General features: G+C 63.1%; 23 protein-coding genes. 8 read left to right on the top strand and 15 right to left on the bottom strand.

Annotation, left to right across the window (positions count from 1 at the left end; translation table 11 throughout):
• Window positions 1-57 precede the first annotated feature (57 nt).
• The 13 genes from ABGX75_RS11420 to fliD all read right to left on the bottom strand — a co-directional run bounded on the left by ABGX75_RS11420 (window position 58) and on the right by fliD (window position 13,030).
• Entirely contained in the window at window positions 58-882 is an 825-nt protein-coding gene (locus ABGX75_RS11420) for a CheR family methyltransferase (RefSeq protein ID WP_347411436.1), read from the bottom strand.
• 44 nt (window positions 883-926) lie between these two features.
• A complete protein-coding gene (locus tag ABGX75_RS11415; protein ID WP_347411369.1) occupies window positions 927-3,158 on the bottom strand; it encodes a methyl-accepting chemotaxis protein in 2,232 nt (743 codons plus the stop codon).
• Between the two features lie 71 nt (window positions 3,159-3,229).
• A complete protein-coding gene (gene cheW, locus ABGX75_RS11410) occupies window positions 3,230-3,724 on the bottom strand; it encodes a chemotaxis protein CheW (protein WP_011507320.1) in 495 nt (164 codons plus the stop codon).
• A complete protein-coding gene (gene cheA / locus ABGX75_RS11405; RefSeq protein ID WP_224113279.1) occupies window positions 3,721-5,868 on the bottom strand; it encodes a chemotaxis protein CheA in 2,148 nt (715 codons plus the stop codon). Before cheA ends, cheW begins: the two co-directional genes overlap by 4 nt.
• A 169-nt stretch (window positions 5,869-6,037) precedes the next feature.
• A complete protein-coding gene (gene motB / locus ABGX75_RS11400) occupies window positions 6,038-7,033 on the bottom strand; it encodes a flagellar motor protein MotB (protein WP_347411368.1) in 996 nt (331 codons plus the stop codon).
• Between the two features lie 2 nt (window positions 7,034-7,035).
• Window positions 7,036-7,917, bottom strand: a complete 882-nt coding sequence (gene motA / locus ABGX75_RS11395) for a flagellar motor stator protein MotA (RefSeq protein WP_128690826.1) — start codon at window positions 7,915-7,917, stop codon at window positions 7,036-7,038.
• Between the two features lie 141 nt (window positions 7,918-8,058).
• Window positions 8,059-8,670, bottom strand: a complete 612-nt coding sequence (gene flhC / locus ABGX75_RS11390; RefSeq protein ID WP_128690827.1) for a flagellar transcriptional regulator FlhC — start codon at window positions 8,668-8,670, stop codon at window positions 8,059-8,061.
• Between the two features lie 11 nt (window positions 8,671-8,681).
• The gene (flhD, locus tag ABGX75_RS11385; protein ID WP_224113277.1) at window positions 8,682-9,011 is read right to left on the bottom strand and encodes a flagellar transcriptional regulator FlhD; all 330 of its coding nucleotides are present in this window, start codon (window positions 9,009-9,011) and stop codon (window positions 8,682-8,684) included.
• Between the two features lie 332 nt (window positions 9,012-9,343).
• The gene (locus ABGX75_RS11380; protein ID WP_011507326.1) at window positions 9,344-9,649 is read right to left on the bottom strand and encodes an EscU/YscU/HrcU family type III secretion system export apparatus switch protein; all 306 of its coding nucleotides are present in this window, start codon (window positions 9,647-9,649) and stop codon (window positions 9,344-9,346) included.
• A complete protein-coding gene (locus ABGX75_RS11375; protein WP_347411367.1) occupies window positions 9,642-10,862 on the bottom strand; it encodes a flagellar hook-length control protein FliK in 1,221 nt (406 codons plus the stop codon). The genes ABGX75_RS11380 and ABGX75_RS11375 overlap by 8 nt, the downstream gene beginning before the upstream one ends.
• Window positions 10,859-11,242, bottom strand: a complete 384-nt coding sequence (gene fliT, locus ABGX75_RS11370) for a flagellar protein FliT (protein WP_164915648.1) — start codon at window positions 11,240-11,242, stop codon at window positions 10,859-10,861. Before fliT ends, ABGX75_RS11375 begins: the two co-directional genes overlap by 4 nt.
• A gap of 1 nt (window position 11,243) precedes the next feature.
• Window positions 11,244-11,642 carry a flagellar export chaperone FliS gene (fliS, locus tag ABGX75_RS11365; RefSeq protein WP_205687205.1) on the bottom strand — a complete coding sequence of 133 codons (399 nt, stop codon included), beginning with the start codon at window positions 11,640-11,642 and terminating at the stop codon, window positions 11,244-11,246.
• Window positions 11,643-11,653: 11 nt separating this feature from the next.
• The gene (gene fliD, locus ABGX75_RS11360) at window positions 11,654-13,030 is read right to left on the bottom strand and encodes a flagellar filament capping protein FliD (protein WP_347411366.1); all 1,377 of its coding nucleotides are present in this window, start codon (window positions 13,028-13,030) and stop codon (window positions 11,654-11,656) included.
• A 241-nt stretch (window positions 13,031-13,271) separates the two neighbouring features.
• Here fliD and ABGX75_RS11355 point away from each other — a divergent pair, with 241 nt between their 5' ends.
• The 8 genes from ABGX75_RS11355 (at window position 13,272) to ABGX75_RS11320 (ending at window position 18,826) form a co-directional block, all read left to right on the top strand.
• Window positions 13,272-13,772: a hypothetical protein gene (locus ABGX75_RS11355; protein WP_011507331.1), complete on the top strand. Its 501-nt coding sequence runs from the start codon at window positions 13,272-13,274 to the stop codon at window positions 13,770-13,772.
• A 72-nt stretch (window positions 13,773-13,844) separates the two neighbouring features.
• A complete protein-coding gene (locus ABGX75_RS11350; RefSeq protein WP_347411365.1) occupies window positions 13,845-14,456 on the top strand; it encodes a hypothetical protein in 612 nt (203 codons plus the stop codon).
• 73 nt (window positions 14,457-14,529) lie between these two features.
• Window positions 14,530-15,018: a hypothetical protein gene (locus ABGX75_RS11345; RefSeq protein WP_347411364.1), complete on the top strand. Its 489-nt coding sequence runs from the start codon at window positions 14,530-14,532 to the stop codon at window positions 15,016-15,018.
• Window positions 15,019-15,063: 45 nt separating this feature from the next.
• On the top strand, window positions 15,064-16,104 hold the full coding sequence (locus ABGX75_RS11340) for an asparaginase (protein WP_347411363.1): 1,041 nt from the start codon (window positions 15,064-15,066) through the stop codon (window positions 16,102-16,104).
• A gap of 184 nt (window positions 16,105-16,288) precedes the next feature.
• On the top strand, window positions 16,289-17,044 hold the full coding sequence (gene queC, locus ABGX75_RS11335; protein WP_347411362.1) for a 7-cyano-7-deazaguanine synthase QueC: 756 nt from the start codon (window positions 16,289-16,291) through the stop codon (window positions 17,042-17,044).
• The gene (queE, locus tag ABGX75_RS11330) at window positions 17,044-17,691 is read left to right on the top strand and encodes a 7-carboxy-7-deazaguanine synthase (RefSeq protein WP_347411361.1); all 648 of its coding nucleotides are present in this window, start codon (window positions 17,044-17,046) and stop codon (window positions 17,689-17,691) included. Before queC ends, queE begins: the two co-directional genes overlap by 1 nt.
• The gene (locus ABGX75_RS11325) at window positions 17,691-18,560 is read left to right on the top strand and encodes a 6-carboxytetrahydropterin synthase (protein WP_347411360.1); all 870 of its coding nucleotides are present in this window, start codon (window positions 17,691-17,693) and stop codon (window positions 18,558-18,560) included. The genes queE and ABGX75_RS11325 overlap by 1 nt, the downstream gene beginning before the upstream one ends.
• A 14-nt stretch (window positions 18,561-18,574) precedes the next feature.
• Window positions 18,575-18,826 carry a YkgJ family cysteine cluster protein gene (locus tag ABGX75_RS11320; RefSeq protein ID WP_035409923.1) on the top strand — a complete coding sequence of 84 codons (252 nt, stop codon included), beginning with the start codon at window positions 18,575-18,577 and terminating at the stop codon, window positions 18,824-18,826.
• Window positions 18,827-18,941: 115 nt separating this feature from the next.
• Here ABGX75_RS11320 and ABGX75_RS11315 read toward each other — a convergent pair whose 3' ends face one another.
• Both ABGX75_RS11315 and hupB read right to left on the bottom strand, forming a co-directional pair.
• A complete protein-coding gene (locus ABGX75_RS11315) occupies window positions 18,942-20,750 on the bottom strand; it encodes a SurA N-terminal domain-containing protein (protein ID WP_347411359.1) in 1,809 nt (602 codons plus the stop codon).
• 235 nt (window positions 20,751-20,985) lie between these two features.
• Window positions 20,986-21,258 carry a nucleoid-associated protein HU-beta gene (gene hupB / locus ABGX75_RS11310; protein ID WP_011507340.1) on the bottom strand — a complete coding sequence of 91 codons (273 nt, stop codon included), beginning with the start codon at window positions 21,256-21,258 and terminating at the stop codon, window positions 20,986-20,988.
• Between the last annotated feature and the right edge of the window lie 6 nt (window positions 21,259-21,264).

Here is a 21,264-nt window from a genome sequence, read left to right as displayed (position 1 = left end):
CGAGCACGACACACTCATATAGATCCACTATCGGCCAGTACCATGTACGCTGAAGGGTCAGCGCGATAATTCGTACACGGTCTGTCCCCGCAGCCTGAAACTCTGGGTCAGGTAGGAGAAATTCTCCGAATGGCCGGTGAACAGGAGGCCATTGGGCTTCAACAAGGGCGCGAAACGCTCGAGGATGCGTGCCTGGGTTTCCTTGTCGAAGTAGATCATGATGTTACGGCAGAAAATGGCGTCGAAGGGTCCCTTGGCCGTCCACCCCGACGCCGTCAGGTTGAGCGGCTGAAAGTCGATCATGGCCGCCAGCTCCGGCCGTACTTTCGCCATGCCGGCGCGAGCGCCACTGCCACGCAGGAAGAACCGCCGACGATATTCCTCGGAGACTTTTTCCAACTGATCTACTGAGTAAATGCCCTGGCGCGCCTTGTTCAAGGCATCGGTATCGATGTCCGTGGCCAAGACTTCAGCCTGCTGCGCACGACTCCCCAGGGCCTCGCTGAGCGTGATGGCGATCGAGTAGGGCTCCTCGCCCGTCGAGGCCGCCGCACACCAGATCCGCACGGGGCCGCTCACCTGCTTGACATGTTCCGCAAGCAGCGGGAAATGATGCGCTTCTCGGAAAAAAGAGGTCAGGTTCGTCGTCAGGGCGTTGGTGAACGCTTCCCACTCGGAGGAGTCGGGTCGCTGATCCAGGCGTGCCAGGTAATCGGCGAAGCGACGCATCCCGTGGAGCCTCAGCCGCTTGGCCAAGCGGCTGTAGGCCATTTCACGCTTGTGCGACGCCAGCACGATGCCGGCGCGCTGATAAATGAGCGTACGGATCTTGTCGAAATCCGCCTCCGTGAATTCGAGGTCACGGTCGGCGGTTCCGAACAGGCCAGGATGTTCCTCCTGCGGCGCAGGAAACTGACGAAAATCGCTCAAAAGGATTCCCACTCCTCTTCATGTGCCGAGCGCTTGTCATGCAAGGCTCGCTGGTCATGGTTCTCATCGGACGCGTGCTTCGTCACCGCCTGCGCTTCCCGGCGTTGCGGTGCGGACGCCCCCTTGCCCTGACTGCGCCCAGGCGATGACGACGCTTGCGAGGACGGCAAGGCGCCCGAGGCCTTGTTGCGGCGCACGGTTTCGAAGCCACTTCCCGAGAGACGGAAGACGGCCACGGACCGCGACAGCTCGGTGACGCTTTGTTCCAGGTTCGCCGCGACAGAAGCCGTCTCTTGTACACGGCGAGCATTCTGCTGAGTCACATCGTCCATCTGGGTGATGGCCTGGTTGATCTGCTCGATGCCACTGCTCTGCTCGTCGGATGCCGCCGTGATCTCGTTCATGATGTCGTTGACGCGGGCAACCGAGTTGACGACTTCCTCGATGCTGCTCTCGGCCTGGCGCACCAGCTCCGTGCCGCCTTCGACTTCCTTGGTCGAATTGTCGATCAACTCACGGATTTCCTTGGACGCCTGCGCACTGCGACTCGCCAGGTTGCGCACCTCACCGGCCACGACGGCGAATCCGCGGCCCTGCTCGCCGGCCCGCGCGGCCTCCACGGACGCGTTCAAGGCCAGGATATTGGTCTGAAAGGCGATCGAGTCGATCATGCCGACGATATCGGCCACCTGGTGCGAACTGTCGCGGATGCGCCCCATGGTGCTGACTACCTGCCCCATCACCTCGCCGCTCTGGCGCACCGTGTCGCTGGCAGTGCTGGAAAGCTGGCTGGCCTGGCGCGCGTTATCGGCGTTCTGCTTCACCGTGGCGGTCATCTCCTCCATGCTCGACGCGGTCTGCGCCAGTGACGCCGCCTGCTGCTCGGTACGCGAGGAAAGATCTTCGTTGCCCTCGGCGATATTGCGTGTCGCCGGCGTCACCACCCCCACGTTTTCATTCACTTCCTTGACGATGTTGCCCAGGCTGCGGCGCATGGTATCCAGCGCACGCGTCAAGCGCCCGATCTCGTCCTGCTTGCCGCCCTTGAGGGTGGCCCCCAGGTTGCCGGCCGCGATCTGCAAGGAGAAGTCGAGCGCTTCACGAACCGGCCGCAACGTCGAGCGCACCGTGAAGATGCCCAGCAGCACCAGCACGACCACCCCCGCGATGAAGACACCTGCCTGCCACATGAGCATGGTCTGCTGGGTCTCGGTGGCCTCGTTGGCCATGTCCAGCGCCGCACTGCGCTTTTCGTCGACCAGAGTGTTGAGAAGATCACTGGTCTCGCCACGCTCGCCCTGCAACACATCGTTGTAGGCGACATAGGCTTCGTAGAAATCGCCCGCGTTGAGCGTGTCGAGCACGACCTTCATGCCATCGTTCAGGTAGCGCTGGACGGCGGCATCGAAGGCCTCGGCGGCCTCGGTATGGTTGTCGGGGCGGTCCTGATAATAGGCATCCCAGGTCTTGCCGAGCCGGGCCATCAGTGCCTCGGCCTCGGCCGTCACCGCCTCCATGTCACCCGACATCGGGTTGCTCACCGGCTTGTCGACCAGTTCGCGACCGCTCGACATCAACTGGTCGATTTGCTGCAGACGTGCCACGTCTTCCAGCCCTTGCTGGGACAAGTCCTGCAGCTTGGCGCCCGCACCCTGCAGGCTCACCATCGAGAGTGCGCTGCTGACGGCCAGCATCAGCACCGCAACCACGACCATGCTCACCAGGCGCCCCTTGAAGGTACTGACCCTGAGGCGCTTCAGGCGCGCCAGCACACCGGTATGCTGAATCGCTCCGCGCTCGAGCTTGACCCCGCGGCGCTTGCCCGCGGACAAGGCGGCATAGGTACGCTCCGCCTCGGCACGGGCCCGGGCGGAGGGCTTGACACGCACCGAGGTATAGCCGACCACTTCGCCGCCCTCGAAGATCGGCGTCACGGTCGCATGCACCCAGTAGAAGTCACCGTTCTTGCAGCGGTTCTTGATCACCCCGCTCCAGATTTCCCCTTTCTTGAGCGTCGCCCACAGGTTTTCGAATGCCGTCGGCGGCATGTCCGGGTGACGCACGATGTTGTGCGGCGCCCCCACGAGTTCGTCATAGGTGAAGCCACTGATCGCGACGAAGGCCGGGTTCGCGTAGGTGACGACCCCTTTCACGTCCGTGCGGGACAGCAGGTAATCTTCATCCGCGAGCTCATGCTCGCGCTGGGTCACGGGCTGGTTGTTGCGCATGGTGCGGTTCCCTGATGCTCTGTTTTTATTGATTTATGCCGCGACGTCTCTCGACGCGGCCGCTGGTGTCGTTATTTGGTTTGCTGCTCGACCAGTGCCATCTCTTCGCTGGTCAGCAGCTTCTCGATGTCCACGATGACGAGCATGCGATCCTCGAGGCTGCCCAATCCACTGAGGAAATCGGCGGAAAGCGTCACCCCGAACTCGGGGGCGGGCTTGATCTGATCCGACGACAGCGTCATGACATCGGAGACACCGTCGACGACGATCCCCACGATGCGGTCGGAGACGTTGACCACGATCACCACGGTCTGCCCTTCGTACTCGACCTTGTCGAGATTGAACTTGATGCGCAGATCGACGATGGGAACGATCACGCCACGCAGGTTGGTGACGCCCTTGATGAAGTCAGGTGCATTGGCGATGCGCGTCACGTTTTCGTAACCGCGAATCTCCTGCACTTTCAGAATATCGACGGCATACTCTTCACTGCCCAGCGAGAAGACCAGGTATTCCTGACTTTGGGTGTCGATGGCCGCCTCGGCAGCCTGGGTCATGTCACTCATGAAACTACGTCCTCCTGGCGTGATACGGTGTTTTCAGCGTGCTTGGGAGCGCTGGAGCGCTGACGATGCAAGCGGTTGACGTCGGCGACGTCGAGGATCAACGCCACGCTGCCGTCCCCGAGGATCGTCGCCGCGGAAATCCCCGGCACCTTGCGATAATTGGTTTCGAGATTCTTGACCACCACCTGCTGCTGGCCGACCAGGTCGTCGACGAGCAAGGCATAACGGCGCCCCTCGGCTTGCAGAATGACCGCGATGCAGCGGGTCGGGTCCCGCTCGGCTCCCTGGATGTGCAGGATGTCGTGCAAGGCGATCAGGGGCAGATATTCGTCACGCACCTTGAGCAGCTTGTCGTCGCCGGCCATCGAATAGATGTCGTCATGACTCGGCTGCAGGGATTCGAGTACCGCCGACAGCGGCAGAATGAAGACTTCCTGCCCGCTCTTGATCGACATGCCGTCGAGAATGGCCAGGGTCAGCGGCAGCACCACGCGGGTCGTGGTACCCTCGCCGGGCCAGGACTGGATCTCGACGTGGCCGCCCATGGCCTGAATATTGCGCTTGACGACATCCATGCCCACCCCGCGGCCGGAGACGTCGCTCACCTGGTCGGCGGTCGAGAAGCCCGGCGCGAAGATGAGCTGCCAGACCTCGTCGTCGCTCATGCTGTCGGATACGGCCAGACCGTTATGCGCCGCCTTGGCCAGGATCTTGTCGCGGTTGAGGCCGCCCCCATCATCCTTCACCTCGATGAGGATGTTGCCGCCCTGGTGCTGCGCGGACAGGGTCAGCTTGCCGGTGCGCGGCTTGCCTACCGCTTCGCGGGCATCGGGCATTTCGATACCGTGATCGAGACTGTTGCGCACCAGGTGAGTCAGCGGGTCGATGATGCGCTCGGTCAGGCTCTTGTCGAGCTCGGTGGACTGCCCTTCGGTGACCAGCTCGATATCCTTGCCCAGCTTGCCGGTGAGATCCCGCACGAGACGAGGAAAGCGGCTGAACACATAGTCCATGGGAACCATGCGGATCGACATCACCGACTCCTGCAGGTCGCGGGCATTGCGCTGCAGCAGGTTCATGCCGTTGACCAAGGGCCCATGCGCGACCGCGTCCAGCTCGCTGGCGGTCTGCTCGAGCATCGACTGGGTGATGATCAGCTCGCCGACGAGGTTGATGATCTGATCGACTTTCTCGACGGGCACACGGATCGTCGCCGACTCGGCGCCGGCCTTTTTCTTGGCCGGCTTCTTGTTCGCCGGCTCGGCCTTGCCGGGTGTCGCCGGCGCACTCTCGGCCGGCTGTTTTTCGGCCGGCTTGTCTTCCCGGGGCTGAGACGCGGTGTCTTCCGCCGGGGGCTCCGGCATGTCGGCGGCGGGCGCCGCCGACGTGTCGGCACTGCCGGGGGCGGGTATCGCGGTGATGCTCAACTGCTCCGGCTCGACGATGAAGCACATGACGGCTTCGATATCGTCACGGCTGGTGGCACTTTCCAGTACCACTTCGTAACGCGAGGCATCGCCATGCTGTTCGTTGATGGTGCCCAGGTTGCCCAGCTCTTCGACGAGCAGCTCACGATCCTTGTCGGATACGTTCAACAGCGCCACTTTCAGCCAGCCACTGTCTTCCGCCGCCTCATCCACAGGCTGCTCGGTGTCGGGAGTGGCGGCGGCGTCCTGCTGCGCTGACGACGTCTCGTCGCCAGCGTCACCGGCGGCGGGAGCGGCATCCGCTTCGCTGTCGCTGCCCACGCTATGCCCGAGTTCTTCCAGCGCCAGCTGTTTCAGCGTCTGGCAGATACGAGCGTAGGCCTCCGGATCCGGTTCGGCGCCATTGCGATAGGCATCAAGCTGGTCGTGAAGCATGTCCTTGGTTTCCAGAAAGAGGTCGACGATATCCGTGCGCAACTTGAGCTCGCCTTGCCTGGCGTTATCCAGCAAGTTTTCGAGCATGTGCGTGGTTTCCTGGAGCACGCTGAACCCGAACGTCCCCGCCCCCCCCTTGATCGAATGCGCGGCACGGAAAATGGCGTTGAGCTGTTCCGGGTCCGGCTCATCGACATCCAGTTCGAGCAGATGGCGTTCCATGTCGCCCAAAAGCTCTTCGGCCTCTTCGAAAAAGGTCTCGTAGAATTCGGTTATATCCATGCTCTTTCCACGTGATCGTGATCGTTAGGGAAACACTGCATAAATGTCCGTGCGAGCGAGTCGCTGCGTTGTGTGGTACTCGAACGCTCGCCTCCCCCCATGTCATGCCTCGCATGCCGCGTCCCCTTCGTCTTGCGCCTCGTCTCGCTCGCCGCCTTGTCAAGCGCCCTCAGGGCGATGGCTGATCTTGCCCTTCACCGCCACCGGTGGTGCGTTCGTAGACTTGGGGAAGCGCGTTGTGCATCAGCGAGTTGGCACCCTGCGTGGGTGATAGCGTCGCGTCTTGCGTGCTTTCCGCACTGTCTATGACGCCCTCCGGGGTCGATGCCCCCGGCGCACCTTGATCGCGGATCTGCTCGGCGGCACGCTCGGAAAGCACGACGATGCTGATGCGACGGTTGACGGCATCGCTCGGCTGCGTGCCTTCGAGATTGACACGCGCGCCCATCCCCGAGACGCGCAGCAATTTGCTGGAATCGAGCCCTGCAGCCACCAGGGCCCGGCGCGAGGCATTGGCTCGGTCGGCGGACAACTCCCAGTTGCTGTAGCCCTTTTCCCCGCCGGCATAGCGCAGGTCATCGGTATGTCCGGTCAGGCTGATGGCGTTGGGAACATCATTGAGCTCCGGCGCGAGCGCCTGCAGCAGATCGCGCATGTAGGGGGCAAGACGCGCGCTCCCCAGCTCGAACATGGGCCGCTTGTCGGTATCCACGAGCTGAATCCGCAACCCCTCGGGAATGAAGTCGGTGCGCAGCTGGGAACTCATCTGACGAAGATTGGGATCCTCCCTGACTTCGCGCTCGAGCCGCTCGCGCAGCGCGCGCAGGCGACGAATCTCGTCGCTCGGCCGGGACTGCTGACGAATGTCCAGGCGCCGTTGCTCGCCTTCCGAGAAGGTGGGGTCAGCACCCCCGCCGGGGATCGCACTGGTACTGGCGGTGGACTTGTCCCCTCCGGTCATCGCCACCGCCAGGGGCGTGCGGAAGTACTCGGCAATGTTGTCGAGTTCGTTCTTGGGCACCATCGACAGAATCCAGAGCACGAGAAACAGTGCCATCAATGCCGTCATGAAATCGGCGTAGGCAATCTTCCAATTACCCCCATAGTGCCCTTTGCTGACCACCTTCTTGCGTTTGACGATGATCGGACGACGCTCACTGCTCATGCTTATCCCGTCCCGGTGCCGCGCGTGGAACTGCCCTCGGAACGCACATGCTCCTCGAGCTCGGTGAACGAGGGACGCTCAGCCGTGAACAAGGCCTTGCGACCGAACTCCACCGCCAGTTGCGGTGCCATGCCATTGAGGCTGGCCATGAGCGTCACGCGGACGCACTGCAGCATCTTGATCGCCTCGGTGACCTGCAACTGCAGACGTTGCGACACGGGCAGCACGAAACCGTATGCCAGCAAGATGCCCAGGAAGGTCCCCACGAGTGCCTGTGCGATCATTTGCCCCATCGCGGCCGCCCCCTGGTCGGCGGCTCCCAGGGCATGCACCACACCCATCACGGCCGCGACGATGCCGAACGCCGGCAAGCCGTCGCCGACGCTATGCAGGGCGTGCGCCGGGATTTCCGCTTCATGCTGGAAGGTATCGATCTCGTGCTCCATGAGCGTATCGATCTCGAAGGGATCCATGTTGCCGCTCACCATCAGACGCAGGTAGTCGGTGATGAAGGCCATGATCAGAGGGTCGTTGGCTATCTTCGGATAGTCCGAGAAGATGGCACTGTCCTCGGGAGCGTCGATATCACGTTCGATGGCCAGCATGCCGTCCCGCCGCGCCTTGGTCAGCAGGCGGTACTGCAGCGCCATCAGCTCCATGTACATCGACTTGTTGTATTTCGTCGTGCGCTTGAGCTTCGAGAAGGTGCGCAGAGTCGCCTTGATCGACTTGCCATTGTTGGCCGCGATGAAAGCCCCGACGGCAGCCCCGACGATCATGAGAATTTCGGATGGTTGAAAAAGCGCGCCGAAGTGGCCGCCGACCAGGGTATAGCCGCCCCCGATCGATGCGATAACAACCAAATAGCCGAGTAGAATCAACACAGCAGAACGCTCCTAGCGACATGCATGACTGGCCCGTTGATATCCCTATCGGCAGGAAGCGACGCGGCTTGAATGAAAAAACGTAAAAGCCTCGCGTCGCTCCCGGTCGCCCTCTCGGGGTATCGCTCGAAAATGGCGGCCTTACATGCCTCTGGCGACAAGCCGGCGCCCGGTCATGCCGTCCCGCTCCTTGAGAGGGACGGGATTTCGTGGGGTCGCGGCGCGCTCTTCCTGGCGCTTTTTTCGCGTCTTTCCGGCGCGCGAGGGAGGTTGGCAGATTCCGCACACGAAATCCTGATCCGGACTGTGTGCGTGCGCCACGAAGTGCCCACCGCAACTGGTGCACGCGGAGAGCTGCATCATGCCGCTCTCGAAGAAGCGGATCAGCGTCCAGGCTCGAGTCAGCCCCAGTACCGGCTCGCTCTCGTCGAGACTCACCTGCTCGAGGTACAGGCGAAAGGCCTTGACGAAGGCCGACATCCGTTCGCAACCGCAATCTTCGAGAAGACTCCAGTAGATGTTGTAAAACAAAGACGAATGAATGTTCGGCAACCAGGTAATGAACCAGTCGGTCGAAAACGGCAGCATGCCCTTGGGGGGCGACATGCCACGCACTTCCTTGTAGAGCTTGATCAAACGGCCGCGACTCAGGTCGGTCTCGGTTTCGAGCACCTGCAAGCGTGCCCCGAGGTCAATCAATTCGATGGCGAGCTGCACTTGCAGCATCTCGCCGACCAGGCTTTTCTCACTCACGACGCTACCCCTCAGTTCGAAGAGACGGACGGGCACTCGCTACGTGCACTCGCCATCAACAAGGCAGCATGTGTCTGCCCCAACCCCTGCTCGCGCTGATTGTGCGTCAGCTTGCGAAGTTGCTCGGGCTCGTCATAACAGAGCCGGCACAGCAGTTGATTCGTGCGTGAGAGTTGCGTGAGCTGTTTGATCGACAAGGACGTGATGAGGTCCGCCATCTCGTCGTCGATCTTGAGGCGGAAAAGCGCGGTGGTGCGATCTTCGCTGATCATGCGCTGCGCGAGCAGCAGGTAGGACAGGTTGATATCTTGGATATCATCCAGAAGGCTATCGGTTTCCATAAAGTTTCCCTGCGTACGACGTTATTTTGGTGAAGGAGACTTCTTTGGTCTCTCTCCGGTGAGCCGCTTCTCTTGGCTGACTCGTTTCTTACCGTCGCATCATTTTGAGACGTTTTTATGAAAAGATTCAACATCTCCTACAGGAGAACCAACAAAATATTACAAAAAAGGGATGAGGCCACCGACGCAGGAGTACGATGCTGCACCACAAAAAAGCATGAAAATGCCCTAGCCATCGGCCTATTGACGGAACCGAAGCCTCTATAACCAACTCATAATTAGTCCGTTACCGTTACTGGGGTGCGTCAATACGTCGCAGACGTTCGTGGGAACTAACGCGAACCGGAAAGCGCCGACTCGGCCAGGGAAGCCTGCTCTCGTTCCAGGTCATAGACCCAGGCCAGCAACTCGGCTATCACCTGATAGAGGGTGGGGGGAATTTCCGCATCCATGTCGACCTGCATCAACAGCGCCACCAGCTCAGGCGCATCGTGCACAAATATGCCCTCGTGCTTGGCCTTCTCGACGATACGCTCGGCCAGTTCGCCATATCCCTTGGCAACGACGACGGGCGCGGCCGAGGCATCCTGGTAGGCCAGTGCCACGGCACGTTTTCTATCATCGCTGCGCTCACTCATGGCCTTCCTCACTCGTCTCATCGGTGGCACGCACGTCGATCACTGCCTGGACCCCCAAGGCATCGAGACGCCCATGCAAGGCCTCGGCCTGCGCCGACAAGCGCTCCAGCGTCTCGCTGCGAGGCGCCGAGAGCGACAGGGAGAGACGCTCGGCCTTCAGTGTCATGGCAATATGAACATCCCCCAGGTGCGGCAGGGAAATATTCATTTCGCTGTGCCAAGGCGCGTTATGGCGTTGCTGGCCGCTTTCCTGGCCCGCTTCGCCACGCTCGCCACCTGCCCACTGCTGCAGCGTCATTGCCATCATGATCCCCGGCCACAGCATGCCTTCCCAGCGAAGCGTCGGCGTGACCAGCATCTCGAGCTGATGACGCACCACCGACTGCAGGGTCTCGCTCTGGTCCGCGCCGAGTTGCTGCCATGGCGAGGATGTCGCGGCCCCCTGCTGTGATTGTGCCTGTGCCTGGGAGGGAACGGCGGCTTCCGCTCGCGCCGCCGCCTCGGGCAGACTCGCCGAGCCGAAGACACGAGGCGCACCGGCCACTGGGCTTGCCGATGGCACCGGGCGCAGCGTGGTAATGGTCGCCAGGGAGTCGGCCACGTTCATGCGAGGCATGGAAGGCGCCCCGTCGGCTGCACGCCCCTCCGCGCCCGAGCCGGGCATTGCAGCGGGAACCCCGACGACTGCAGACATACGCGGCATCAAAGCCATTTGCGGCTCGCGCGATAGTGCGGCCGTCGACCACTCCCCCTTGAACCAGCGCGCCAGGTGCGACTCGTAGAACACGCCGCTTTGCTGAATGTTTTGCTGCAATTGGGCCGCCAGCACGCGCGGCGATGCCTGCCCGGCTTCCAGCAAGGGCTGGGAAGACACGATCGATGACTGCGGCGCGGGGAAGCGCGCCAGCACATCGGCGATGGTGCGCGCGGCGGCACTGAAATGCGTGGCGGCGGATGCAGGAGACGAGGACGGCTCGCCCCCCCTGGGAAGACCCGCGCCCTGTTCGAGGGGCGCCTGGGGGCGCGTCGGCGTGAATTCGGCCTGGGAGGCACCGCCTTGCTTGAGTCCGCCGCCCTGGGTAAACGCCTCGATGGCATTGCCGGGCAACATCGGCTTGACCGGCTCGGGCAGATCCCGTGCCACGGGGGTATCGACACGCTGCCCCAGCACCTGATGAAGCAATGTGTCGATGATGGGATTGATGCCGCTCACGTGCGGCCTTCAGTGCCCGGCGAGGGGCGCATGCGTTGCGACAATTTTCCTTGCCCCTGGTTGTAGGCCCGCATCAGTGCCTGCTGGCGCCGCGAACTGCCGATCAACTGCGACAATTCCTCGCAACGCGCATCGAGGCGCTCCCGTATGGCGCGATCGTGCTCGAGAATCTCCTCGAGCAGCTCAGCACAATGCCGGCGCTCCTGTTCCGTGAGACCGTCGGTCTCTGGCTCGCGCCGCAGCTTCTCGACATCCGCCACGAACCGGGCACGCTGCTGGATCAGCGCGTCCCACTCCTGCCGATTCGCGCTTTCCAGCATGGCCCGCGAACGCACCAGCATGTCCGCGTACAGGTCGAGACGGCCGGACGCATCGCTCATGTCAGGCTCCATCCACTTGCGGACCGATCTCGCGCCAGGCGGAGCCGATGTCTTCGAGCAGGCGTGCCGCTTCATCGAGCGCGGCCTGATCGTTATGCCGATTCGCCTTCATCAACAGGCGGACGACATAGTCATACAGACTCTCCAGCCGCTCCGCGAGTTCACCGCCCTGTTCACGATCGAGCGCCGCCGCCAGGCCATTGTTGACGATGTCCATGGCCTTGGAGATCGACTGCCCCTTGGCAGCGATGTTGCCATCTTCCATGTGCAGCTTCGCCGCCCGAATGGCCGCCTGGGCGCCATCGAACAGCATCACGATGAGTCGATGGGGGCTGGCAGACATCACCCCGGACTCGACACCGACACGGGCGTAAGCCTGGGCCCCGCGCATCATGTTCATGTTAGCTCCCCTCACTGATTCAGTTGTGCGTTCAAGCTGTTGAATTGCTGCGTCAGATACGAACTGGTCGAGTTCATCTGAGCGACCATGGAGTCCAGGTCGGCGAACTGCTCGCGATAACGCGCGATGGTGGCATCGATCGAAGCCTGCATGCTGGTATAGCGCTCATCCACACGCTCGATACTGGTATCGATACCGCTGGTGGCGACGTCGAGCGAGCCACCCTCGTCAAGCATGTTGCCCAGTGCCGCATCCAGTTTGGCGGCAAAACCGTCGGTGCCGTCGGTGCCCTCGAAGAACGCGCTGACACCGCGGAGATTGCCTTCGACCGCCTCGTCGAGGGCGTCATCGTCGACCTCCAGCTTGCCTTCGACGGTCAGCGAGATACCCAGATCGCCGAGCAGGCGGTAATCGCCGTCGCCGACATTGCCCATGGCATTGCGCAACTGGGACTCCACCCCTCTGAGCGTGGAATTGCCGAGCAGCTGGCCGGCCTTGCCCGACTCCGCATCGAAGGACGTCAGGCTGGCCATGGTGCCCTGCAGGGAATTGTAGGCATCCACGAAGTCGTTGATGGATGCCTTGATGGCCTTGTCATCACGACTGAGCGTCAACGCATCGCTCGTCCCGGTCTCGTGGGTCGCCTGCAGATCGAAGGTCACGCCCTGAAGCGCACCCTCGACGCGATTCGAAGCACTCGTGATATCGATGCCGTTGACGCTCAACTGGGCATCCTGGGCAGCCACGGTCTGACGCATGTCGCTGGCGGTGGGATCCGCGGCGTCGAAGCCGAACGCCGCCTGCAGAGTCGCATCCGTGGACGAGATGCCGATCTGATTGGCTTCTCCGGTCTCGGTCGAGGTCAGCACCAGGCGCTGGGGCGTGCCGCTGCCATCGTTGACGATCGAGGCACTGATGCCGGCATCCTGATCGTTGATCGCGTCGCGCAGACCTTCCAGGGTGTTGTTGTCGGCGTCGAGGGTGATCGAAAACGCCTCCTCGCCGATGGTGAACGCCAGCTCCCCTGTCGCCAGCTCGGCGTCCTCCGCGAAACCGCTCGAGGCCAGCGTCTGGGACTGGGCCAGGGCACTGACTTCCACCTGATAACGGCCGGGCACGGCAGTACTGTCCGTCGACACGGTGACGGCCTCACCCTGCATCTTGCTGCTCAGCGCCTGAAACGTCTCGGGTTTCCCAAGCGCCGTCGCCGACTCGCGCAGGGACTCGAGGGCATTTTCCAGTCGCCCGAAGGCCGACAACTTGGCCTTGTAACTTTGCTTTTGGTCGCTAATCGGCTCCAGCTTCGCGCTTTCGGCCTCTTTCAGCTGGTCCAGCAAGCCACTCAAATCGAGCCCGGAGCCCACCCCCAGGGAAGTAATCGTTGGCATGACACACCCTCACTGAACAGGTTTATCTTTTTACCATGAGGCCCGTCGACGCTATTGCCGAAAAGACACGCTTTACGGGCTTTGTTCGTACATCGGCACGCAGCACCGAAACTTTAATCCGATCGACTTCGTCTTTCATCGGGTACGTGCGTGCAGGCGAGCCCGCCCTGGCGCTGGCATTGTCACGGTCCGATGAGCGATGATGGGAACCTTGACCCGACTGCAAGGAGCCTCAGCCACGATGGATTCGACATCGCTTTTCGCCGACTATGCCCGCTGGCAACGTTTTCAACAGCAGGATCAGCTTCATCGCGAGCATAAGGCGGCCGTACGCAAGCTGGCAGAATCCGGCGCAATGGCATCGCGTGTCGCCGAGGCATATCGCAGCATGGCGGAAAAAGGCGCGGCGGAAGGCGCCTGCTATCGCACCCTCTTCCTGCGTCAGCGTCCGCATGGCGAATCGCTGGCCTGCGAGGGCTGGCTCTTCGTGAGGCGCGTGCTCGCCGAGGGAGGCATCACGCGTGTGCGCGGCACGTTGCTGGAAAGCTTCACGCTGGAGGACGGCGCCCTCACGCCGGGAGACAAGCCCGCCCTCAAGGTCACGCTGGATATTTACGACGAGATTCTCGTCCAACGCACCATGAAGATGGGATGCCGCATCGACCGTCAGGACGATCAGCAGGACACCCATTTCATCACTCTGCTCGACAGTGTGCGCGGCGACCTTCGCGCGCACATGTAAGCCACGCCCGCCAAGTACCCTGCCTGCACGGTTACCGGCGCTTGGCGGGCCCGTTACCGAGGGCAACGTACCATGACATCTCGTACACCGCGTTTCTATGACACGCTTCCTCTGGCCTCGCTGGACGGCGTCAGCGGCATCGCGCAGCCTCCCGCCGTCAGCCACAAGCTGACTCTGGACAGCCCGGCCGTGCGCCTGCTGACCGACTTCACCGCGCAACGCGCCCAGACCATCCTGACGTCCAACACGACCGACCAGGCCCTCAACGTCATGAAGCAGGCGGGCGTACGGTTGCTCATGGTCATCGGCCCCGATGGGCGCTTCACCGGCGTGGTCAACGCTCGCGAGCTGGTCGGTGGCCGCAAGATCACCATCGCCATGCAGCAGCACGACGTGCCGCGCGAGGAAGTGACGGTCGACATGATTCAAACGCCCCGCGCGCAACTGCACTCCCTCTCGCTGGAACAGCTGGAGAATGCTCGCGTCGGCGATCTGGTGGAAACGTTGAAGGCATTCGGGGATCAACACGTGCTGATCACGGCCGTCGATGACGGGAAGACCATCATTCGCGGTCTGGTCTCGGCTTCCGATATCAGCCGTGCGCTGGGCATCGATCTCGAGCATCCTCCCGAGGCGCGCAGCTTTGCTGCCATTTGCCAGGTCATCCTCGGGCACGACCTGTAAATGCGAATGACGGCCCCGCGCGATGGCATGACCATCGCGCGCGTTCACTCGACACTCAGCGCAGGAGCTGGACATGCTTGACTGGTTGCGGGATCGCCTGGCACCGAGACGCGGCGTCGCCATCTGGGTCATCAAGCAACTCGACGAGACCACTCTGCACTTGTGCGGTGCCGGCATGGCGGAAGGCACGCTGCGACCGTCGCGTCGCCGGCGCGCACTCGCCGAAGGCCGTTTCGTGGGTCCCATCCGCATCGGCGATCACCACGACGTGCTGCATTCCGACCTCTTCGCGCGGCTGCCGCTGCGTGAAAGCCTGCGTCTGATCGACGAACAGCAGGCGGAGTATCAAGGTCGACGATTCCGCGTTTCCTGGGTACCGGAGCGGTGCTGGCGCTTCGATGGCGTCCTGACCAGCCATCCGCAACGCAGCGATGGCCAGTTGCGCTTGGTGAGTCACGAAGACGTGGAAGCGATACGCGCCAAGACCGCATCGCGCGAGCCCGATACCACGACCGACGCTCCCTCCCGCGGCTGGACGCTAGCCGACAAGGACGATAACTAGGTATCATCGCGCGCTCATTCGCTTGCGTGCCGGGATGCCATCGCCATGACGACTGCCAACACCATTCTTGTCCTGTATACCGGGGGCACCCTCGGCATGATCGAGAGCGCCCAAGGCCTGCGCCCCGCCGGCGACTTCGAAGCACGCCTGCGCCTGGCGATCTCGCGCTTGCCGGCCTCCCGTGGCGATGGCATCCCTCCCTTCGAGATGCTCGAGTACGCAACGCCCATCGATTCGAGCAGCGCGACACCCGCCGACTGGCAGCGACTGGCACGGGATATCGCCACACGGCATGCCGACTACGCAGGCTTCGTGGTTCTGCATGGCACCGACACGCTCGCCTGGACCGCCTCGAGTCTGGCCTTCCAGCTGCAGGGCATCGACAAGCCGGTGGTCGTGACCGGCGCCCAGAAGCCGCTGGAAGCGCCAGGCAGCGATGCGCTGGGCAACATCGAGACGGCCCTGCGCTTTGCGGCACTCCCCGGCCTTGCCGAAGTCACCGTCGCCTTCGCGGGCAAGCTCATGCGCGGCTGCCGCAGCCGCAAATGGGACACCCACGCCTTCGACGGCTTTGCTTCGCCCAACTGGCCACTGCTTGGAGAATGCATCGACGGCGCTCCGGTCTTGTACCCCTCGCGGCTGTTGTCGCCGAGCGGCGCGCCCCGCTTCGAACTGCCCTATCTGTCGACGGCGTCGTCGGTCGTGCGCCTGGCGCTGTGGCCGGGCATCCAGGCCCGTCAGGTCGCGACCCTGCTCGACGAGGACAGCGTGCGGGGTGCCGTGCTCGAATGCTGGGGCAGCGGCAACATGCCCGACGACCCGCACCTGGCGGGGGCCCTGGTTACCGCCAGCAGCGCCGGCAAGCTATTGGCAGTGGTCAGCCAGTGCCCGCATGGGCCGGTGGCCCTGGAGACCTATGCCAGCGGCCAGGCACTCGGTGATGCCGGCGTGCTGGCCGGCGACGACATGACCCCCGAGGCAGCCTTCACCAAGCTCACCCATGTCCTGGCACAACCGCTGACGGATGCACAGCGCCGTCATCGCTTCCTCAGCCCACTGTGCGGCGAACGCAGCGCGCTTGCATGACACGGTTCGCGGGCGCCGCCCGAGCCGCTCAGGAAGACGCGACGGCCTGATCCGCAACGACTAGCCGGCGAACGGTGTGCCGGTTACACTATGCGCGCTTCGTCCGGACCGGATCCCGGGCGTATTTCCCAGGCGTGCCACCACACGCTGGGCGCTATAAATTCTCCGCTCAGGACAATGCCTCATGTCGGACCTTCCCCGTCATTCTCCCCGGCGCCAACACGCCGGGCAAAGCGCCGTTACCGCCATCACCTCGCCCGAAGACACCACCAAGGCCGTGGTCATCTATTCCGGCGGAATGGATTCCTACACCGTACTTCACCGCGCGCTGCGCGCCGGTTTCGAGGTGCACGCGCTGTCATTCCACTACGGTCAGCGCCACTCCCGCGAACTGGAAACCGCCCATGATGTCTGTCAGCGACTCGGCATCGCGCATCAGGTCGTCGATATCCGTGCCATTCACGGATTGATCGGCAACTCGGCCCTGACCGACGCCACCCAGACCATGCCCGACGGCGACTACGATGCCGATAACATGGCGGCCACGGTGGTTCCCAACCGCAACATGATCCTGCTCTCGCTGGCCATTGGCCATGCCGTCAATATCGGCGCCAACGTGTGTTTCTACGGCGCCCACGGCGGCGACCACGTGCTTTATCCGGATTGCCGCCCCGAGTTCGTCGAGCGGATGAACGATGTCGCGGCCATCGCCGACTTCACCCCCGTGCGCATCGCGGCGCCCTATCTGCACGCCAGCAAGGAGGAGATTCTCGCCGATGGTCTGGCGATGGGTCTCGACTACGCGCAGACCTGGACCTGCTATCGCGGCGCCGAGCGCTCCTGCGGTCACTGCGGCAGCTGTCGTGAACGTCTCGCGGCCTTCGCCGCCCAGGGCGTGACGGACCCTCTGGTCTATGCCGATGCGGGGGCCTCTGACTGATGTACAGCGTCAAGGAAGCGTTCTATACCTTGCAGGGAGAAGGTGCACGCGCCGGACGGGCCAGCGTCTTCTGTCGCTTCACGGGGTGCAACCTCTGGTCGGGACGGGAACGCGATCGTGCGCAGAGCCGTTGCCGTTTCTGCGATACCGACTTCGTCGGCACCGACGGGCAGAACGGCGGACGCTTCGCGGACGCGCATGCCCTCGCCACGCACCTGCACCGACTCTGGCCCGGCACCGACGACACGACCGCGACGCCCTATGTGGTCTTCACGGGCGGGGAGCCGCTGCTGCAACTCGACACGGCACTGATCGCGGCGATGCATGCCCATGGGTTCGAGGTCGCCGTCGAAACCAACGGTACGCTGACACCGCCCGACGGCATCGACTGGCTGTGCGTGAGCCCCAAGGGCGACGCACCGTTGAGAATCACGCAGGGCGATGAACTCAAGCTGGTCTATCCCCAGGACGACGCGCCGCCGGCGAATTTCACGCATCTGGACTTTGCGCATTTCTTCCTGCAGCCGATGGATCTCGCGCCCCGCGGCGGGCAAGGCACGACCATGACGGATACCGTCGCCTACTGCCTCGACCATCCGCAATGGCGCCTCGCGCTGCAAACCCACAAGATCGCGGGAATCGACTGATGACCCTTTTCGTCAATCATCTCACCCACATCGATGCGTCGCTGTGGTCGCCCGAACACGGGCTGACGGGCGTCAGCTGGCATGTCGATGCCGAGCTCGACGGCGAGCTCGGCCCCGATGGCATGCTGTTCGACTTCGGCGAGGTCAAGCCCTGGATCAAGTCACGTCTCGATGCGGGGCTCGACCATACCCTGCTGGTACCCACCGAGGCAGCGGGCATCCAGGTCGTCGACTGCGCCGAAGGCCTGTGCCTGCGCACGCAGTTCCCCTACCGCATGGAAGTCCGTGGCCCCCGGCAGAGCTTCACCCTGCTCCCCTGGCCAGAGATCACCGCCGATCGTCTGGCCATCCATCTGTCGAGCGAGCTGAGCCGTCGGCCACCGGCCAAGGTCGACACGATCCGCCTGCGTCTTCGCGACGAAGAGATCGAGACTGCCGCCTATACCTACAGCCATGGTCTCAAGCATCACACGGGCAACTGTCAGCGCATTGCCCACGGCCATCGTTCGCGCTTGCATATCTGGCGCGACGGACGGCGCGATGCCGCTCTCGAAGCGCAATGGGCACAGGCACTCGATGCCAGTTACCTGATCCACGACGAGGACCTCGACACGCCATTCGACGAACAGCCCCTGGACGAGCTGAGCGTTGCCTACCAGGCCGCTCAGGGACGCTTCTCCCTCAAGCTCCCGAGACAACGTTGTCATCTGCTGTCGACGCCGACCACCATCGAGCACATCGCCGCCTGGCTGGCCGATACCATCGCCCGCGATACCGGCAGCCGCATCCGTGTCCAGGCCTTCGAAGGCATCGACAAGGGGGCCATGGCGGATGCCATGCCACCAGTGACCACGCACGACGACGCATGACGAAGGAGGCTCGCATGTCCTGCCGCGCCGGCTGTGGCGCTTGCTGCATCGCCCCCAGCATCAGCTCTCCCATTCCCGGCATGCCGGATGGCAAGCCGGCGGGAGTGCGCTGCATCCAACTCGATGACGATAACCTCTGCCGCTTGTTCGGCGACCCGCGGCGTCCCGCCGTTTGCCACGCCTTCGAATATGACCGGGCGGTTTGTGGCGACGCCCGGGAACAAGCGCTGGTGATCCTCCAGGAGCTGGAGCACCAGACCGGCTGACCGCTTCCCGGCGTGTCCAGGGCCGATCTCCCGCGGCATCGTGACGGCCACGACGACATAAAAAAAGCGCGGCTCCCTGAGCCGCGCTTTCATTTGCCGCCTTGCAGGCGAGCGTCTAGTCCCGTTCGATCTCGGCGTCTTCGCGCAGTGACTCGGTCAGCCCTTGAATCGCCGCCTGCGCACGCAGGCGTTCCGCCATTCGCCCGCTATCGCCAGCTTCTTCGGCGTCCCCATCGCGTACCTGCGTCAGCTCGATGATCGCGACGCCGGCGTCGGTCATCGCGTGTCCGTAGGTCTGCCCATCACTGGGATGCGGCAAGCGGAAGGCCTGACGCAACACGGATTCGGGCGCCGCGTCTCCCCAGCGGGTTGCATCGTCGACCTGCTGCCAGTCGAGGGACACCGCATCGCCGTTGCGGAGCGATGCGACGAGACGTTCGGCACGCGCCTCGAGGGCCTCGCGCGTCTTGACCTCGCGCGTCGCCTCACGCACACGCTCGCTCACTTCATCCAGCGACAAGGTCGTGGCCTCACGATGATCGACAACGCGCAATACAGCGCGGCGCTGGTCGTCGAGCTCGATCACATCGCTGTTATAGCCATTCTCGAGCACGTCCTCGCTGAATGCCGCATCCATCATTCCCGGCTCGGCCAGCACCCCCTCGGCACTGTCGGCGGATACCCAGTCGCTGGTCTGCACATCGAGCCCCAGCTCATCGGCAACGCTTTGCAGATCGTCCGCGGCGTAGCTGCGATCCTCGAGTTGCTGGGCACGCTCATTGAAGGCGTCGCGGGAGTTGTCGAGACGAACCTGCCCGGCGAGCTCGTCGCGCTGCTCGTCAAAGCTGGGCATGTCGATATCGGTGACCTTGATCAGATGCAGGCCATCGCCACTATCGACCACCGAGGACACCTGGCCCTCCTCCAGCGAGAACGCCGCATCATCGAAGGCGTCGCCGAAAAAGCCGCGATTGATCACGCCAAGGTTGCCGCCCTTCTCCGCCGTGGTCGCGTCATCCGAATACTCGGCCGCCACATCGGCGAAATCGGCACCGTCGGCGAGCTGGCCTTGCGCTTCTTCGATGCGGGCCATGGCCTCGTCCCGCGAACGTTCATCGCCGTAATCGACCATGACATGCGCCACTTCGCGCGGCGCGTCCTCGCGCTCGGCAGCGTAGGCATCCCGCAGCTGCTGCTCATCGACGTCGACATCCTGAGCCACGTCCTGCTGATTCAGTACGACATACGCCACCTTGACCTGTTCGGGACGCTGGTACTGATCCTGGTGCGCCTCGTAATACGCCTGCATGTCGCTCTCGGTGACCTCGACCGGCGCTTCGAGATCGTCGGCCGTCAGCGACGCATAGCGGAAGTCACGCGTCTGATTCTGCAGGGCTTGCAGACGCTCGGCTTCTCCCGGCAGCACGAACGTGGAAAGTGCCACCCCTTGCTGCAGCTGCTGACGCTTCATGTCACGACGCAACTCGCGACGAAACGACAAGGGTGTGTACCCCGCGCTGGCAAGACGATTGGAGAAGAGCTCCTGGGAGAAATTGCCCTCGGAGTCCTGAAACTCGGGACGACTGACGATGAGCTGGTCGATCTGCGCATCGGAGAGGTGCATGCCCCCCTCCTCGGCATATTGATCCAGCAACTCCGTGGTGATCATCTGATCGATCACCTGCGCGCGGAGTTCGCGCTCCTGCTCAGGGGGCACTTGGCCGGAACGAATGCCACGTTGCACCTGCAACTCGACCGCCTGGCGCTTGATCGGCTCGCCGTTGACGGTCGCGACATCGTCGCTGCCTGAGGTGAAGACCCCGACGAGGGACTCGGCCCCGAAGAGCGCGAACGTCACGATGATCGCACCCACGATCATTTTGGCGACCCACCCCTGAGAGCCTTCTCGAATTCGTTGCAGCATGCTTGCCTCGACGTGATGGAGATTCTTGAAACCAGAGCGGATTATACCGGCATCGAGTGTGTCCCGGTCAAAACGGGCTCACATCTCGTGCACCTGCCCCCGACACGAAAAAGGCGCATCGCTCACGCGATGCGCCTCCTTGGGTGGACCGAACCGACACGACATATCACTTCAGACACGGCTTACGTCATGCGTCACGCTCATGGCGATCGCCCCGGCCCCACTCGAACCGGTCTTAGTTGACCGAATCCTTGAGCGCCTTGCCGGCCTTGAACGTCGGCACCTTGGCGGCGCTGATTTCGATCGTCTGCCCGGTCTGCGGGTTGCGGCCAGTGCGCGCGGCACGCTCTTTGACAGAGAATGTGCCGAAGCCGACCAGCGCGACGGAGTCGCCCTTCTTCAGACTATCGGTGACGGTATCGACCATGGCGTCGAGCGCACGGCCTGCAGCCGCCTTGGGAATGTCGGCAGATGCAGCAATGGCTTCGATCAGCTCGGACTTGTTCACACTTCA

This window comes from Chromohalobacter sp., from assembly GCF_039830575.1.
GTDB classification, from domain to species: Bacteria; Pseudomonadota; Gammaproteobacteria; order Pseudomonadales; family Halomonadaceae; genus Chromohalobacter; species Chromohalobacter israelensis.
The sequence above is the reverse complement of the archived record's forward strand: the minus strand, read 5'-3'. Positions and strand labels throughout refer to the sequence as shown.